This window comes from Novacetimonas sp. GS1 (assembly GCF_036686925.1).
Classification (GTDB): Bacteria; Pseudomonadota; Alphaproteobacteria; order Acetobacterales; family Acetobacteraceae; genus Novacetimonas; species Novacetimonas hansenii.
This window is the reverse complement of the sequence record NZ_VSZP01000001.1, coordinates 2,552,593-2,568,667: the sequence shown is the minus strand read 5'-3', so window position 1 is coordinate 2,568,667 and position 16,075 is coordinate 2,552,593. Positions and strand designations below refer to the sequence as shown.

Sequence of the window (16,075 nt, the reverse complement as noted above, 5' to 3'; positions counted from 1 at the left end):
GCGGAAAGGGGGCGCATTCTGATTGAGGCCCTCTCAATCCTTGCTCAGGTGCCGATCGCGGCTTGGACAGGAGAACATGCGTTTCACAATCCAGCGTTCGGATAAAATTTCCGCATCGCATTGTGCACGATTTCGACGTTTACAGCGCAGCAAACCTGGTTCAGTCCTTGCCGAAATTTCGATCTCTGATAGCCAGTGCTGATATAGAAGTTTCAGAAGGAATGGATGCAGCCCAAACAAGGTTGCCATTAGCAGGCCCTGTGTATCGACGAGGAGATAACGTTTCTTCCCCTTGATGTTTTTGCCGCTGTCGGGCAGCCATAATGGGTTGTTTGTTCTCGGCACAGGACGTAGGACGCATGGTGTAGACGATCGAGTGTACCTTCATGTTGCCAGCAGCGAAAGTAGTAGTTCACTATGCTGCACGACGGCAGATCTTTCGGGATTGCACGTCACTGGCAACCTGTTCCAAGAACATACATCAAGTCGTGTTTGGAACATACTGACAGGTTGTGAACATTGCAATCTACAAGTTCTTCCTAAAAAGCAACTTTCTGTTCGTGATGCGTCTTTTTGTCAGGAAATAGCGGTTTCATCTTTGCCCATCAGGCATTCATAAATCTGGTACAGTTTATATAGATATTTCCTGACAGACTCTATAATACATTCCGGCATTCCATTTGACGTGCCCCCTTTTTTGTATCCACTTAAAAGGAGAGTTCCCGTTTTTTATGGCTTGGGGTTGATGGAATGACAAGGGTCTCGGGGGCATGCCCCCGAGACCCTTGTCTGGCGATCTGATCCGGTGTCCTGCCATCCAGCTGGGAATGGGGACGCACCGTATTGTAGTCTTCCCGCCAGTCAGCCAGAACCTGTCGGGCATGGCTGAGAGACGTGAACAGCGTCTCGTTGAGGCATTCATCCCTCAACCGGCCGTTGAAACTTTCGACAAAGCCGTTCTGTTGCGGTTTCCCGGGGGCGATATAGTGCCATTCAACCTTCATCTCATCCGCCCATTTCAGGATGGCATGGGATGTGAACTCCGTACCGTTGTCGCTGACAATCATGAGGGGTTTGCCATATCGTTCCACCAGGGCCGTCAGTTCCCGCGCCACACGTCCACCTGATAATGACGTGTCGGCAACCAATGCCAGGTTCTTGCGACTGAAATCGTCGATAACAGCCAGAATGCGGAACCGGCGGCCACAGATCAGGGCATCCGAGACAAAATCCAGGCTCCAGCGCTGCCCGGGTTCCTGAGGGATGGTCATGGGAGAACGCGTCCCCAGTGCCCTCTTGCGGCCGCCCCGATGGCGGACTTTCAGCCCTTCCTCCTGGTAAAGACGGAACAGCTTCTTGTGATTGGGGCTGAACCCTTCGCGTGCCAGAAGATAACCCAGGCGGCGATAGCCAAAGCGGCGTCTCTGGCTCGCCAGATCCCGCAGGCGCTGGCGCAGGGTGGCATCATCTGCCCGGGTGGAAACATACCGCGCAACACGCCTGGCAAGACCAACAAGGGCACAGGCGCGACGCTCACTCACCTCCAGAGCCTTTTGAAGGTGTAGGACCGCCTGCCGCTTTGCGACAGGCGTCACCACTTTTTTCCAACAATTTCCTTCAACGCCGCATTATCCAGCATCGCATCCGCCAGGAGACGCTTCAGACGACCGTTTTCATCTTCCAAGGCCTTCAGTCGTTTGGCCTCAGATACCTCAAGGCCACCATAGCGGGTCTTCCATTTGTAAAACGTCGCATCACTGATCCCGTGTTTGCGGCAAAGATCAGAGACCTTGAGCCCAGCCTCCTGTTCCTTCAGCACCCCTATGATCTGCTCTTCCGTAAAACGACTGCGTTTCATTCGTCCGTATCCTTCTCGATCGGACTCTACTTTAAAATGGTTACATTTTCGGGGGGCACGTCACATTATTCAGGGTTGGTTTTGGAATGCCGGAACTGTTAATCAGAAATCAGCACTTAATGAGACCATGGCCGTAAAAGCAGAACCAACGACATAAGTCGGTGTCGATGCATGAACCGTGTTGCCCTGAAGACCTTTCTGGGTCACGGCAGTCATGCCAAAACCGTTGATGGAGGAGAGGTAGTTAACCCCTCCCATATTTACCAAGTTAAGCATAATTCTGGGACGAACATGTGTGTGGAATGACGGAAGTGTCCTGCCTATATTCAGGTCCGCGGTAAAATATCCGGGAATTTTCTGGTCATTCATCAGGGTTGAATACTGCTTCCCCTGATAGCGCAGGTTGAAATTACTGAAATAGGTGCCATCATCATATGTCAGGCCAATCGCACCACTCCATTTAGGAGAGCCCGGTTCTTCTTTTCCTTTGGTCGGCAGATAGTCAGTGCCTGCATTCACGTTATTCCCGATGGTTGTATTTAGATACTGCCCTGAAGCATAGGCACTGATATGATGCCATGGGCGGGTACCAATTTCTCCCTGGAAGCCCCATGCTTCCTCGCCGCCAGCAGAAATGGGCGTACTGATCAGTACGCTTGTTCCCGGAAGGTAGGATGAACTAGAAATCTGGTGGTTCGTCAGGTTGTAGTGAAACCATGCCGCAGAGAAATTGACAGGACCATTATGTCGGAACCCGACTTCCTCCCCAATAAAATATTCAGCATTCAAGTTGGAAGTAGGCTGGCTGGAGGGTTTAGGGGATGTCATGGAGAACTGCTGTACGTAAGGACTCCATCCGGCAGGAAGTCGATAAGATGTCGTCGCATTCATATAAACCTGATCAGATTTAGTAATATTATAACTGGCCAGGAATTGTGGTGTAGGTTCAAAATAATTTTTCCCAGCCTTGTAAGGTGAAGCGCCGGGCAGATTTTCTGTTGAAGTCACTGAAGCCATGGAGGCTTTGAAACCAGCATCAAGGACAAGCCTGCCCCCGAGCAGGATAACCTTGTCATCAATACCTATGGCATTGACCTGCTGACGTGTATTTTCCTGATATCCGGTAACACGCATCCCATTGGCCGTCAGGTATTTTTCGCCATAATTCCACGATCCCGTGGCCGACAGAGGATACTGGTCCTGATATTCGGTATGCCCCCCATAGGAATACCAATAAAATACAGACAGTGAATTATGCTTTGTCTTCCAGTTGAGGTTTGTCGTAAAGCCACTGGTATTCTGACGCCAGGGATGGACACTCTCAACAGTGACGGTGCCTGATTGAGCTGCATAACCATCAAGGTGATCATATTGCTGTGTGCCGATATAACCACCAGAAATGGGAATTGTGGAACCGTAATTATTCGGGCCGCTCTGAAACGTTGTATAAGGTTCGACATGTAATGTCAGGCCGTTCCCAAGGGCGAAATCATTATGTATCGCACCAAAAACGACATTCGTAAAACGTTCGTTGATGGCGTAATAGTTCGAATCCCCTGCCTTATATTTTCCGTCGTAATTGAAGCTGCTTCCGTACTGGTTCCACTGTGCAAGAGATGGATTACGATAAATATTCTGGTGCGATGTTGTATATCCAAATACAATATCAGAAGAACTATTTTTTGACCAACGTTTTTCAAGATTCGCATCAATATGATAACGCTCGATATTACCCATTCCACGCCATAGGTTGCCAGCGGAATGTGAAAAAGAAGCAAAAGCCCTTACATCGCTATGGCCGATTTCGCCTGAATTAAGACGAATGAACTGCTTTTGCAGACTATGAGTGCCGCCAGCGAAGTCAACGCTGCCACCAAATTTATCTGATGGGCGGATTTCCTGCATGGAAACAATTGCGCCATCGGCATTGTAAAGCGGTGCAGACAGATCAACAGATCCCTGTGTTACCTTTACCGAAGCGATATTTTCGTTATCAACCATCGATGATGCCCAAGGGGCATAGCTGAAAGCATCCGAAACTGGAACACCTTCAAACAGAAAACCGATCTGGGTCTGGTCAAGGCCGCGGATATGCATGGTTTCCGTTTCGGTATTCAATGGCCCTTCATTGCCGGCCTGAACACCCGGAAGGCTGGCGATCAACTGAGTTGGTGAAACGGTTGGTACCTGTTTTGAAATATAGGCGCGCGAAACCTCGCTGACTGACACTGGGGCCGTCTGCCGTACAAGAAGGCCACCACCAGAATTATGGTGCTGCGCGGTGACGCTCAGTTCTTCATTCTGCGGAGGCTGCTTGTTCTGGCTTGTGGTGGGTCTATGTGAGGCTGAGGAGCCTGATACCACCTCTTTGGCTTTGCGAGGGGATGGTTGCTGGTCTGATCTTGCCGCAAGGGCATGCCCCGTGGTCATCAGAATGCCACAGCTCATCATGATGCATGAAGAGAGAAGATGGCGACGCAATCGGCCATGTCGGGTACTATCTCTTCCGATGGTCAGAATCGTCATAGAAGAAACCTTGGATTGGTAAAGATGTTGGACAGGAAGATATGGTTTACAAACCATAAATTTTTGCATGTAAAAATCAGGGCAGATTGCATGGAAAGACAGCGCACATCTTGAATGAGAGGCAGTTTGTGATACTGTTCGGTATCAACAGGTTTCCGGTCATTTCGTATCAGAATATATCAAGCAGCCTCGCATATGTGCCCTTTTGGGGAGAAGGAGATGCTACAAAATCTATGAGAGGAGACGTGTTATTATTTTATGATATTTTTGTTTCTATCGTGTAAAAACGATTTATTAATATTTTTGATTTTCTTTATTTTTTCTGGATCAAGTATCGTTTATGATGCCTTGTAATTTTTGAGGATGTAAAAGTCAGTGTTGATAATGCTGATGGATATTGACACGGGGAATGGAATTTGAAGAAAATCTTATATAAGACGTCTCTGGTGCTTGTATGCGTAGGCTCTCTCAGCTTCTCGTTGCCAGCGGTGGCACAAGAACTTCCGCAAATACATGACCATGTCACAGAAAGCCTGCAGCGTCGGATATTTCCGCAACTTTCTGCCATGATAGCTGATGCTGGTTGGAGAAAAATTTTCTTTTCTGATCAGAATATACAGAAAATATTACAAGACCGCCGTGCCAGGTTTTCAGATATAACCAAATGTATTCCTGCCCCTCATTGTGTTGTGGAGGCATGGAAAATCACCCCCGATGAACGGCGCATCATTGGGGAGGTTCTTGGACAGATATCCTCTCATTTGCCGGTATCCCGTGGTTATGGCATATCTCAATGGGAACATGATGCAGATGCAATTAACTACATCCTGTCAGTGTATGGCGAAGGTAGCCCGCCTCATTATCCACATATTGACGCGATGACACAGGATACAACGTCAAAAGACTTTAATCAGTTGATTTCAGGTCTGCAATTGCAGGAGCTTCAGAACTGGCCACAACAGGACATGGATATTTTTTCTGCCCCTCTGCGGTATGCAGCGATCCTGCTTGATATGAATGATCGTGATGATGCCATACATTTCCCGATGTTATGGCAGACGTGGAATGCGCCAGCCCTTCATCTCGCGCAGAATCTTGACTGGCGTCACTATCCTTATACAGCAATCATTGTGCCTGGGGCGGGGCCGGAGGCGCAGGGCGTATCTTTGTCGGCAATGGGAAAGTTGCGACTGATGTTGGCGGTGGATGCCTTCCGTAAGAAGCAGGCGCCGTTTATTCTGGTTTCAGGTGGAGCAGTCCATCCCGCACAAACCCATTATGTTGAGGCGCAAGAAATGCGTCGTGAGTTGATTTCCCGCTTTGGTATTGCGGAACGCAATATTATTATAGAGCCCTATGCAAGGCATACGACAACCAACCTGCGTAACGCATCAAGGCTTCTTGCCACGATGAACGCACCACGACAACAGCCTGCCTTGATTGTAACGGATCAGGATCAGAGCGCATATATTGCAAGTCAGACTTTTGCACAGCGTAACCTGAGGGAGTTAGGATGCGCGCCAGGAGTGCTTGATGCACGTATATCCCTGTTTGCCATCCCGTTTCATCCTGATGTGCATTGCAATGTTACGGACCCGATGGACCCGCTTGATCCGTAAAGATCAAGCGGGGGCAGGATATTACAAACACAAGGGATACAAGTTTTTTGATGAAAATTTAAATATATTTTTGCATGTTCTTGGACGGACACTTAGAAATATCTCGACAAGGGTGAAATTTTATTTGCTATAGCGTCCAATTGCCGGGTCTGTTGTGCTGTTGCTTCCTGTTTCAATATGTCCAGCAATATGCCATCGAATATGGTGATGATGCTTGTTGCGTAAGATCAGGTCATACCACCCGGATGTGTGCCGTGTATCAACCTCGATACAAACAGGGGCGGGGGTGGGGGCATAATCCGTCACATGGCCTGTATAACCATTTTCTATCTTCAGATGAGTGAATGGGGAATGGAATGTAAGAATGCAGATGCCACGCTTGGGGTCATTTTCTGTTGAAATCGATGTCTTTCCATAATCATGATGCATGTATCCCGAAAAGCTACGAAAGAAGCCATTAGGGCCATGGATATCGATGTCATAATGACCGTGCTTTGTTGTCCACCTGTCTGCAAGGGTGCTTCCCGGCTGGACACTATAGGATCGGGGCTGGGTATTGTCGGTAATGTCACGGACATGAAAAACTGCTGCGGCTTTTCCGGTATTGATAAAAACAAGACTTATTTCCTTATCCGAATTGTCAATCTCTGCCGTCACATGCAAATCATAGGGAAGGGGCCGGGCACGACGGATGCCGGGTTCCTGGATCGGCATGGCCTGGTGCCGTGGAAGGGTGATGTTGGAATTGGGATGTGTTTTCTGGTCCTGTGGTGCGTAGGATTTGGTGGAGGGAAGGGCCGGAAGGATCGTATTGGGATTCGTAAAATCAAATGCTGATGTCAGGTCGCCGCAGATGGCGCGCCGCCATGGGGTGATTTGAGTTTCCATAAGCGTTGGATGTTCGTCCCCGAACCGACGTTCAATGAAGCGGATGAGGGAGGTATGATCAAACACTTCTGAGTTGACCCAGCCTCCTTTACTCCATGGGGAAATGACCAGCATGGGAACGCGTGGCCCAAGGCCATATGGGCCTGCATCATGCGTGGCGTTACCTGGAAAAATCTCATGTTCTGGTGAAATGTTGGATTGTCCCTGCATTGGATGCGCCGGTGGGGTGGGGGGCATGGCATGGTCAAAAAAACCATCATTTTCATCATATGTAATGAACAGCGCTGTGCGGCTCCATACATCCGGATTGGACGTCAATGTCTCGATGATCCGCGAGATGAACCAGGCCCCGTAATTTGCAGGCCAATTTGGATGTTCATCATATGCATTGGGGCACATCAACCATGAAACTTGTGGCAGTGTACCATTGGTCACATCTTTCTGTAGGTCATCAAACAGCGTGCCGGAAACGGCAATGTTCGTACCGGTTCGTGCTTTGCGCGCCAGTGGACTTTGCATCGTTGCATTCTGGTAATTGACAAAGCGCAGTAGCGTATTGTTGGCAGAGTTCCCGATATAATGGTTTGGGTCATCGCCCCAGTTGTTTGCTGCTGTCAGGCCGCTGCCAACATCCTGATAGATTTTCCATGACAGACCCGCATGCTCCAGCCGTTCTGGTAAGGTGTGCCAGTCACAGACCATGTCATTCGTGTCAAGTTGCGGTCCATATCCCTTGCCATCATTGCCTGTCCATCCGGTGAACATATAATTGCGGTTGGGGTATGTCGGTCCCATGACCGAGCAATGATAGCTGTCACAGATGGTGAATGCATCTGCCATGGCATAATGGAACGGAATGTCGGTGCGGTTGAAGTGTATCATGGTTGACGGCGTCTTGTGTGCAATCCACTCGTCCCATCGCCCCTGGTTCCAGGCGCGATGTGTACTGTTCCAGTCATGGGGGGGATCCCCGATGAAGCTTAAGCCCAGATTGTCGCTGGCAGGGCGAAAAGGCAGCAGGACATCTTTGCCATATGGCTGTTTCCAGACGGGTTGTCCGTTGGGTAATCGCATCGCCCGTGGATCACCAAAGCCACGCACGCCCGACAAAGTCCCATAATAATGATCAAAGGAGCGGTTTTCCTGCATGAGGATGATAACGTGTTCCACATCCTTGATGGAGCGTGTGCGGGTATTGGCAGGTAGGGCAAGTGCCAGCCGAATGCTATCCTGAAGTGCGGTGACAGTCGCGCCTGCTCCAAGAAATTTTAAAAAGGAACGGCGATCCGACCGTTGCATGGCATGCTCCTAAGGTAACATCAGGAAGGAAGATGTTATCTTAGGGTAATTTATGTTCAGGAAGTGTACGGTTTGAATGAAGATTTTATGACAGCGGACGGCGTCCAAAACCCTTTCGGAATGGTTCAATCAAATCCCGGGGCTTCTTTGACTGATGAATTTCTGGCCCCGGAATATGTGTGTTCCTTGTAAAGATATTTATTGGATGGATATTCCCTGAATGGGTTTCATGTCTTGGGTCTATGAAACCTGTATCTGGATGTTATCTGTCCAGTTGGGCGATACTTTTTCTGATATCAGGCTGGGTGGTAATCAGCTTTTCCTTGTAGAATGCCGCTGAGATGGCCTCTTGCTGCGCAATCGCGTCGTCATCCATGGTGTTGAATCTGAAGGTCAGTTTTTCAACGGAATTCCCCACAATGTCCGGTGACAAACCAGTACTGCTGGCAAGGATATGCGTTACATCTTCCTTGTGTGTCTGTGCCCAGTTGTCGCATTCAATAATGGCATTTCTGACGATGGACAAAAGGTTGGGATTGTTTTTGTAAAATGGAAGGCTGGCAAGATAGAATGCCATCGCCCCTTTGATGTCTGCGCCCGTGGCAAGGGGGCGGACCTTCTGACCTACGGCGGAAAGGTAGGGGTCCCATATGGCCCATGCGTCAATGGTTCCGGCCTCAAACGCCGGTCTTGCCGCCGCAGGCAACAGGTAGGAAAGGTGAATGTCATGGAATGACAGGCCTTTTTGCAAAAGGGATGATAATAGCAGCCAGTTGGCGTCTGATCCCCTTGTTACGGCGACTTTCTTGCCTTTCAGGTCTTCAATGCTGCGGATTGGGCTGTCGTCATGGACGATGATTGCCTCACTCGATCCGCATTTGGGTTCATGTCCGAAATATACAATTGAATCCGGTATGTTCGCCTGTGCAAATACGGGGGGCAGATCGCCAGTCTGTCCTATATCTATTGCACCTGCGGCCATGGCTTGCAGCAATGGTGGCCCAGCAGGAAATTGTGACCATTCAACCGCAATGCCTGTATTGGCAAGTGCCGTCTCCAGAAATCCTTTTTCCTTGAGCAGGATAAGCGTACCATATTTCTGGTATCCGATCCTGATTGTCTGGGGCGCAGCAAATGCTTTCTTTCCCATCGATATGCTGGCAAGGGCAGACAGCGTGAATGTCATTAAGCTGCGTCGATCCAGCATCATCCTGTTTTCCATAAAAACGTTCCCTTCAAAGGTGATAGGTAAATTCACCGCCAAACATGGCGGGATCACCGAGTTGCCCGTAAAACATTCCCCCGTGGGCCTGTGGGGTCATTGTAATGAAATAGCGTTTGTCCAGCATGTTATGTCCCCAGAAACTGACATCCCATTTCCCGGAACGTGGGCGTGCACCGATATGGGCGTCAAACAGGCCATACGGCGCGATCCGGGTATAGGCAGATTCAGATGGGTCTGCGTAATAACTGCTGCGATAGGTATAGTCTCCACCGATATAGAGCAGGAGATCCGATCCCCAGTGTGACGATGTGGGCAGGAACGATTGAAACGGGATCGTATATTCCAATCCGGCGGATAGGTTCCATTTGGAATTAAGGGGAATCTGGTTTCCAGAAAGATCGCGCATGGTTTTGATATTTGAGGACTCCAGCGGCTGTGTCGCATTTCTAAACGATGCATAGAAGGCATCGGTGTAGGCAGCGGAGAGGCGTCCTTCCAGCCCCGGTGCAATCGTTCCGCGCGCATCAAGTTCGAATCCCCGTGAAACCACGTGCTTTGCGTTGGTAAGATAGGAAATGATCGTGCCTGTAGGCGTATAATAGCTGGCGCTGGTGATATAGTTATGGACGTTATTCCAAAATGCCGATGCGTTCACCAGCAGTCTTTTGTTGAAAAAGGCGTTCTTGACCCCAAATTCAAACATGTCATTCAGTTCAGGCTTCACATCGGGATTCGCCCCTTGTGAAACATTCAGGTTGGCCACATTGATTCCCCCGTTTCTGACGCCACGACTGTATGTCGCATACAGCAGGTGTGCCTCACTGGGCCGGTAAACCAGACTGAGGCTACCGCTGGGTTCCGTTTCACGGTGAAACGCACGATAAGACATGGCCGATCCAAACATGGAATTGCGCAATGTCGCGGCCGTACGGGCATCCGTTGCCGACAGACCTGCAAATGACGCGCCTGAACTTGTGCTGGACTCATACCCTCCTGATTTGGTTACGAAAGAATATCGGAAGCCGCCTTCGATCGTCAGTTGGTGGTTGATCTGGTATTTCGTCCTTACATATCCAGCAAGGGAATTCGTCACCGGATCGTCTGATGCGCTATATCCATATCCGTTCAGGGCGGCGTTATAGACGGCCGGGCTGTATCCATAACCATAATATTTCGCCCCTTGTGGCGTGATGGCGTCATAGATTGAATCAGGTACGGCCTCGTACATGTAAAATACCCCGCCGCTGACCTGCCATGGTCGGTTTTCTGGTGAAGATATACGCAGCTCTTCGGTGGCATGCTGTTCATACACCTGATTATTTCCGGCGGTCTGGGCCCATATGCCCGGAATGATACCCGTGCCACCGGTATAGGCATTGTGGGGATACCAGTACCAGGTTCGCCACGCCGCGATATTTTCCAGCTTCCAGCCGTGCGCAAGCCGATAATTGAGGTCAAGCGACACGCCATAGGATTCCTGGTCATAGGCCTGGCTGCCTGGCCCGCTGATCAGCATGTCACGAAAGCTGTGCGCCGGGATTGCCGTCGCCCCCGCATAGGCCGCGCGTTGTGCATAGGTCCCGGCAATCGCCGCGCCGTTGGCGTAATGCGACAGCATGGTGGAGGGAACGGACACGCAGCAACTGCCGCGCATGTGGGTATAATCGGCGATCAGGCGCAGACTCAGCCTGTCTGTCGGGTTCGCGAGTATCTGTCCCTTGACGCCGATATCATGGTAATCCTGATACATGCGACCAGTCGTCACATTTTTTATATACCCATCACGATTATTGGAAAAACCTGAGATACTGTAGGCAACCTTGTCACTGTTTCCGATTGCCCCTGTTGCGCGGAGCCGTATATTCCCCGTGTTATAGCTGCCGTAATCCCCGGTGACGCTATACTGTCGCTTGAATGACGGGGCAGCTGTGGTGATATTGATCATCCCGCCATCGTTATCGACGCCACCACGTGTCGCCTGCGGCCCCTTGAGCACTTCGAACCCACTCAGGTCACTGATATCGTAAAGGGCAGATCCCGGTCGTGTCTGGTAAACTCCGTCGATATAAACCGCCGTCCCGTTTTCCAGCCCGTCCTGCGCCGTGGAACTGAAATTCCCAAGCCCACGTATATTGATTGCCGTATTACGTGGGTTCGTGACCTGAAGGGTAACGGACGGCATCAGTTTCTGCGCCTGTTGAAGATTGGTGATCTGGTGTGACTGCAGGTCTTTTTCCGTCACGGTTGTGACGGAAACCGGGTCATTTTGGTGTGCAAGCGCCTGACGTCGGGATGTCGAGGCCGCAGCACGCACATGTATGGTTTCCATGCCGCTGCTTTTGGCATCTGCTGCGGTGTCTCTGGCGGCGCCTGGTCTGCCTTGAGCGTGGTGGGCTGCGTGTGGTGTGCCGGTCAGGTCGGCTGCATGGGCGTCAGCAGCGCTGAACAGGCAACAGGCAAAAAGGGTCGAGGTCATGACAAGGCGTTCCGGGGCGTTAAGGGCCGCACGGTTCGTCATGTGCCGGGATGTTGGATTCTGCCTGTTTGTGAAAGCCATGAAACAACACTACCGAATCGGTTGAAGGTAAAACAACATCCAATGATCGTGAAAAATTAGCAATAGTTTCGTAAATATGCATTGACATTAGTTATATGATGGATTTGCATGATCAGGGGCGTGAAAGCGCGACAGGAGCAAGGCGCGTGAGGGGCCACAGGTGCTTACGGGTCAGGAGGATTAATCAGGCGCATGAAGGAATTAACGGGAATCAGCGCGCAATGCCGACATGACGTGACAGACCGCGTGCAACAGCCCGCCGCGGATCGTGCGCGCGCGGGGCTGTGGCGCCATGGGTGGCAGCGTTATGTATCATCCGTGATCGTGCTTTGTGCATGGCAGGCCGCGTCCTGGGGGGGGCATCATCCCGCCGCGCATCCTTTCATCACCCCTTCAGATCCTGCAGACGGGGTGGGGATTGGTCGGTGATGGGACTTTGCCCGCCAATCTGGAAATATCGCTCCTGCGGGCATCGGCAGGGCTGGGGCTGGCTGTGGTGGTGGGGGTGGTCCTGGCGCTTGTGGCGGGCCTGTCGCGTGTGGGGGAAAACATTGTGGACGCCCCGCTGCAGGTGGTCCGTACGTTGCCCGCGCTGGCATTGGTGCCACTGTTTATCCTTTGGTTCGGGATTGGGGAATGGCCCAAGATCCTGCTGGTCGCATTGGGGGCAATGTTTCCCGTCTATCTCAACCTGCATAAGGGAATACGCGCCGTGGACCCAAAGCTGATGGAAATGGCGTCGATCCTGGGTCTGTCGCGATGGGCAACCATCCGGTTCGTTGTGATCCCGGGTGCCATGCCTGATTTCCTGATCGGCCTGCGTTTTGCCGTCGGGATTTCATGGCTGATGCTTGTGGTGGCGGAACAGGTCAATGCGGAAAGTGGGATCGGCCATATGATGATGGATGCGCAGGACTTCTTGCGCACTGACATCATCCTTGTCGGCCTCGTGATTTATGGCGTGCTGGGATTGGTGTCCGATCAGGTCGTACGGTTTTTGGAAACACGTCTTCTGTCATGGCGACCCGCCAGCGAAAGGAATGCGTGACATGGTGCAGTCCCAACAAACCCCGCATATTGTGCAGCAGCGTGGTGAGGTGCAGGTGCGTGCGCTCATGCATCGTTTCGGTGCAGGGCGACCCGTGCTGGACAACCTTGACCTGACGATCAGGGCGGGGGAGTTCGTCGCTCTGCTTGGCAGGAGTGGTTCGGGAAAATCTACACTGTTACGCATGCTCGCCGGGTTGGGGCAGCCCACGCGTGGGGAGGTGCATGTCCCATCAAACAAGGCGGTTGTGTTCCAGGAAAGCCGCCTGTTGCCATGGATGCGTGTATGGCAGAACGTCGCGCTGGCTACCCTGCCGGAAGGAAAGGCCGATCGTACTCGTGCAGAACGCCTGCTGGGGGAGGTCGGGTTGTCGCATCGGACGGATGCATGGCCCCTGACGCTGTCGGGGGGGGAGGCGCAGCGGGTCGCCCTGTCGCGTGCGCTGGTGCGTGATCCGGATTTCATCATGCTCGATGAACCCTTTGGCGCGCTGGATGCACTGACACGCCTGCAGATGCAGCATCTGGTATTGCGGCTATGGGCGCGGCATGCCTGTTCGATCCTGCTGGTAACACATGATGTGGACGAGGCGCTTTTGCTGGCGGATCGGGTATTGGTGTTGCAAGAGGGGCATATCCATATGGATGTGTGCATCGACATACCCCGTCCACGCCACCATGCCGACCCTGATTTTGAGGCATTGCGCACGACGCTGCTCAATGCCTTGGGGGTTTTTGTGGATTAGCAGGTCATTGATCGGGGCAATGAAATCTGGTGGAAAAAGTATTTTTTGAAAATATGACCTGACTTGTGGAGATTTCTGGATACGGATTCACCAAAATATTTTCCATATCCCGTGTGATGTAGCGTGAAAATATCGTGGGTGTTCAAACGGTTTGTGCAGGGGATTTTTTTGTGACACAATCGTATCGAAACCCATGTAACCGAGATCCCGATGACCCCAGGATACCGTCCCCCGGCCTTCAGAACGCTGCTTCTGCTTTCCGCCCTCGTGCTTCCTGCGTTATTGCCACCCGGCAGTGCCCATGCGGATGCCGTGGGGGAGGCCACGACCAAAAGTGGCTATGTCGTGAAAGAAGTGATGATTGCCATGCGCGATGGCGCGCATCTGCAGACCGTGATCGTCACCCCCGCCCACCAGAACGGTCCCTTGCCGATCCTGATTACCCGTACACCATATGGTGTGCCGGATCAGGGGATCGTCGATCGGGAATCCATCAAGCCCGTCTCCAGGGAATTGCCAAGCTGGCAGGCCTTCCAGAAGGACGGCTACATCATGGTTTATCAAAATCTCAGGGGGCGGTTCAAGTCCGAAGGTGAGTTCCTCAAGACCTCGCGCTATGACAAGAACGATCCCAAGCAGGCCAATGAGGTCAATGACGCCTGGGATACCATTGACTGGTTGGTGAAAAATGTCCCGCAGAATAATGGCCGTGTCGGGATCTATGGGGTTTCCTATGCTGGTCTGACGGCCGGCCTGACGCTTTTGAACCCGCATCCCGCGCTTAAGGCGATCAGTGAGCAGGCGTCCCCCGCGGATCAGTGGATGAATGATGATGATCATCATTATGGTGCGCTCAGGGAAGCCTATACATTTGAATATACCGTATTGGAGGAGGCGAGCCGGACTGCGAACACAAACTTTGATTTCAGTAAACATGATGTCTATGACTGGTATCTTTCGCTTGGTCCGCTAACGAATATCAATGCGAAATACCTGCATGGCAAACTTGATTACTGGAACAGCGTCATGGCGCATCCAGATTATGATGCGTTCTGGAAAGAGGAAGCATGGGTTAACAAGGTTCATGCCTCCACTGTTCCAAACCTGAATGTCGCGGGTTTCTGGGATCAGGAGGACCCGTGGGGGCCGTGGAAAATATTCCGTGGAGCAGAACAGCATGACCCGGACAACACGAATTTCATTGTCGGTGGTCCATGGTATCATGGTGGCTGGCAGCGGACGGATGGGGAAAATATCGGCCTGCTGCCCATGGGCGGGCACAGGACGGCTGAGGAATTTCGCGGACAGATAGAAGCCCCCTTCTTTCGCTATTACCTGCATGAAAAAGGGGAAAAGCCTAACTGGAAGGCCAAGATGTTCGAAACCGGCTCGAACGAGTGGCGCCAGTACGCGACATGGCCGCCTGCGGGTGCAACGCTGAAGGAACTGTATTTCCATTCCGACGGCACGTTGTCCTTTACCGCGCCAAAGTCTGGCGAGGTCGCATTTAGGCAATATGTGTCGGACCCGGCCAATCCCGTTCCCTATCGTACGCGTCCGATTTCGCCCACCTATCCCACGCCGGAATGGCGGACCTGGGAAACCAATGACCAGCGCTTTGTCGATCATCGCCCTGACGTGCTGACCTTCACCAGTGCGCCGCTTGAAGAGGATCTGCGCGTTGCAGGCCCGCTGGAGGCGCACCTGTTCGCATCCACGTCAGGTCGGGATTCGGATTTCGTGGTGAAACTTATTGATGTCTTCCCCGAAAAAGACCAGAAGGCTTTCGTCGCGCATCCTGATGCTGCGACATGGGCGGATTCCCTTGATGGATATGAACTGCCCATCGCCATGGAGGTCCGGCGCGGGCGTTACCTGCATGATTTCTCGCATCCTGCACCGCTTGTCCCAGGCAAGGTAGAGGATTGGGAGGTGCCGTTGCGTGACCACGATCATGTATTTCTCAAGGGGCATCGCGTGATGGTGCAGGTGCAATCCACCTGGTTCCCGCTGATCGACCGTAATCCGCAGACATGGATGGAGAGTATCTATCAGGCAAAGGAAGCGGATTTCCGCCCTGCCACGCAAAAGGTTTTCGCAACCCCCGCCAGCCCGTCACATATCACGCTCCCCGTGCTTCCCGCAGGGGATTAAGCCCGCCGGTCCTGATATCGGGTGATGAAACCCCTTGGATGATGCCTTGTGAAAAGGCATCATCTTTTCAGGATGTTTTTGAAAAAACTGTAGCCCAATGAGGCTGTTGGGGGGGCTGATTTGGTCAACTGGCGTATGCCGTGTCGTGATGGTTTT

The 16,075-nt window shown here is 51.8% G+C and carries 8 protein-coding genes and 1 pseudogene; 4 read left to right on the top strand and 5 right to left on the bottom strand.

The features are described from left to right. Positions 1-707 precede the first annotated feature (707 nt). A protein-coding gene (locus tag FYB92_RS11285) for an IS3 family transposase (protein WP_237915129.1) occupies positions 708-1,858 on the bottom strand; the annotation gives its coding sequence in 2 pieces (ribosomal slippage) (positions 708-1,600 and positions 1,600-1,858; 1,152 coding nt in all). A gap of 102 nt (positions 1,859-1,960) precedes the next feature. Beyond that, on the bottom strand, positions 1,961-4,384 hold the full coding sequence (locus FYB92_RS11280; protein WP_332828665.1) for a TonB-dependent receptor plug domain-containing protein: 2,424 nt from the start codon (positions 4,382-4,384) through the stop codon (positions 1,961-1,963). A 416-nt stretch (positions 4,385-4,800) separates the two neighbouring features. Here FYB92_RS11280 and FYB92_RS11275 point away from each other — a divergent pair, with 416 nt between their 5' ends. Continuing rightward, positions 4,801-6,003 carry a YdcF family protein gene (locus FYB92_RS11275; RefSeq protein WP_332828664.1) on the top strand — a complete coding sequence of 401 codons (1,203 nt, stop codon included), beginning with the start codon at positions 4,801-4,803 and terminating at the stop codon, positions 6,001-6,003. Positions 6,004-6,123: 120 nt separating this feature from the next. Here the strand turns inward: FYB92_RS11275 and FYB92_RS11270 are convergent, their stop codons facing one another. The 3 genes from FYB92_RS11270 to FYB92_RS11260 all read right to left on the bottom strand — a co-directional run bounded on the left by FYB92_RS11270 (position 6,124) and on the right by FYB92_RS11260 (position 11,891). Next, positions 6,124-8,190, bottom strand: coding sequence for a phosphocholine-specific phospholipase C (locus FYB92_RS11270; protein WP_332828663.1), 2,067 nt, complete (start codon positions 8,188-8,190; stop codon positions 6,124-6,126). Between the two features lie 262 nt (positions 8,191-8,452). Then, positions 8,453-9,448 (bottom strand): aliphatic sulfonate ABC transporter substrate-binding protein, encoded by a 996-nt coding sequence (locus FYB92_RS11265; protein WP_332828662.1) that lies wholly within the window; start codon positions 9,446-9,448, stop codon positions 8,453-8,455. Continuing rightward, a complete protein-coding gene (locus FYB92_RS11260; protein WP_332828661.1) occupies positions 9,426-11,891 on the bottom strand; it encodes a TonB-dependent receptor domain-containing protein in 2,466 nt (821 codons plus the stop codon). The genes FYB92_RS11265 and FYB92_RS11260 overlap by 23 nt, the downstream gene beginning before the upstream one ends. Positions 11,892-12,164: 273 nt before the next feature. Here FYB92_RS11260 and FYB92_RS11255 point away from each other — a divergent pair. The 3 genes and pseudogenes from FYB92_RS11255 (at position 12,165) to FYB92_RS11245 (ending at position 15,919) form a co-directional block, all read left to right on the top strand. Beyond that, positions 12,165-13,020, top strand: a pseudogene (locus FYB92_RS11255) (ABC transporter permease). Beyond that, on the top strand, positions 13,013-13,765 hold the full coding sequence (locus FYB92_RS11250) for an ABC transporter ATP-binding protein (protein ID WP_003619271.1): 753 nt from the start codon (positions 13,013-13,015) through the stop codon (positions 13,763-13,765). The pseudogene FYB92_RS11255 and the gene FYB92_RS11250 overlap by 8 nt, the downstream one beginning before the upstream one ends. A gap of 210 nt (positions 13,766-13,975) precedes the next feature. Next, the gene (locus FYB92_RS11245) at positions 13,976-15,919 is read left to right on the top strand and encodes a CocE/NonD family hydrolase (RefSeq protein ID WP_062809266.1); all 1,944 of its coding nucleotides are present in this window, start codon (positions 13,976-13,978) and stop codon (positions 15,917-15,919) included. The last annotated feature ends 156 nt before the right edge of the window (positions 15,920-16,075 follow it).

What these genes read in the sequence shown, in the direction of transcription:
- FYB92_RS11280 (WP_332828665.1), bottom strand. Translation starts at nt 4,384, where the DNA reads ATGACGATTCTGACCATCGGAAGAGATAGTACCCGACATGGCCGATTG.
- FYB92_RS11270 (WP_332828663.1), bottom strand. Translation starts at nt 8,190, where the DNA reads ATGCAACGGTCGGATCGCCGTTCCTTTTTAAAATTTCTTGGAGCAGGC.
- FYB92_RS11260 (WP_332828661.1), bottom strand. Translation starts at nt 11,891, where the DNA reads ATGACCTCGACCCTTTTTGCCTGTTGCCTGTTCAGCGCTGCTGACGCC.
- FYB92_RS11250 (WP_003619271.1), top strand. Translation starts at nt 13,013, where the DNA reads ATGCGTGACATGGTGCAGTCCCAACAAACCCCGCATATTGTGCAGCAG.
- FYB92_RS11245 (WP_062809266.1), top strand. Translation starts at nt 13,976, where the DNA reads ATGACCCCAGGATACCGTCCCCCGGCCTTCAGAACGCTGCTTCTGCTT.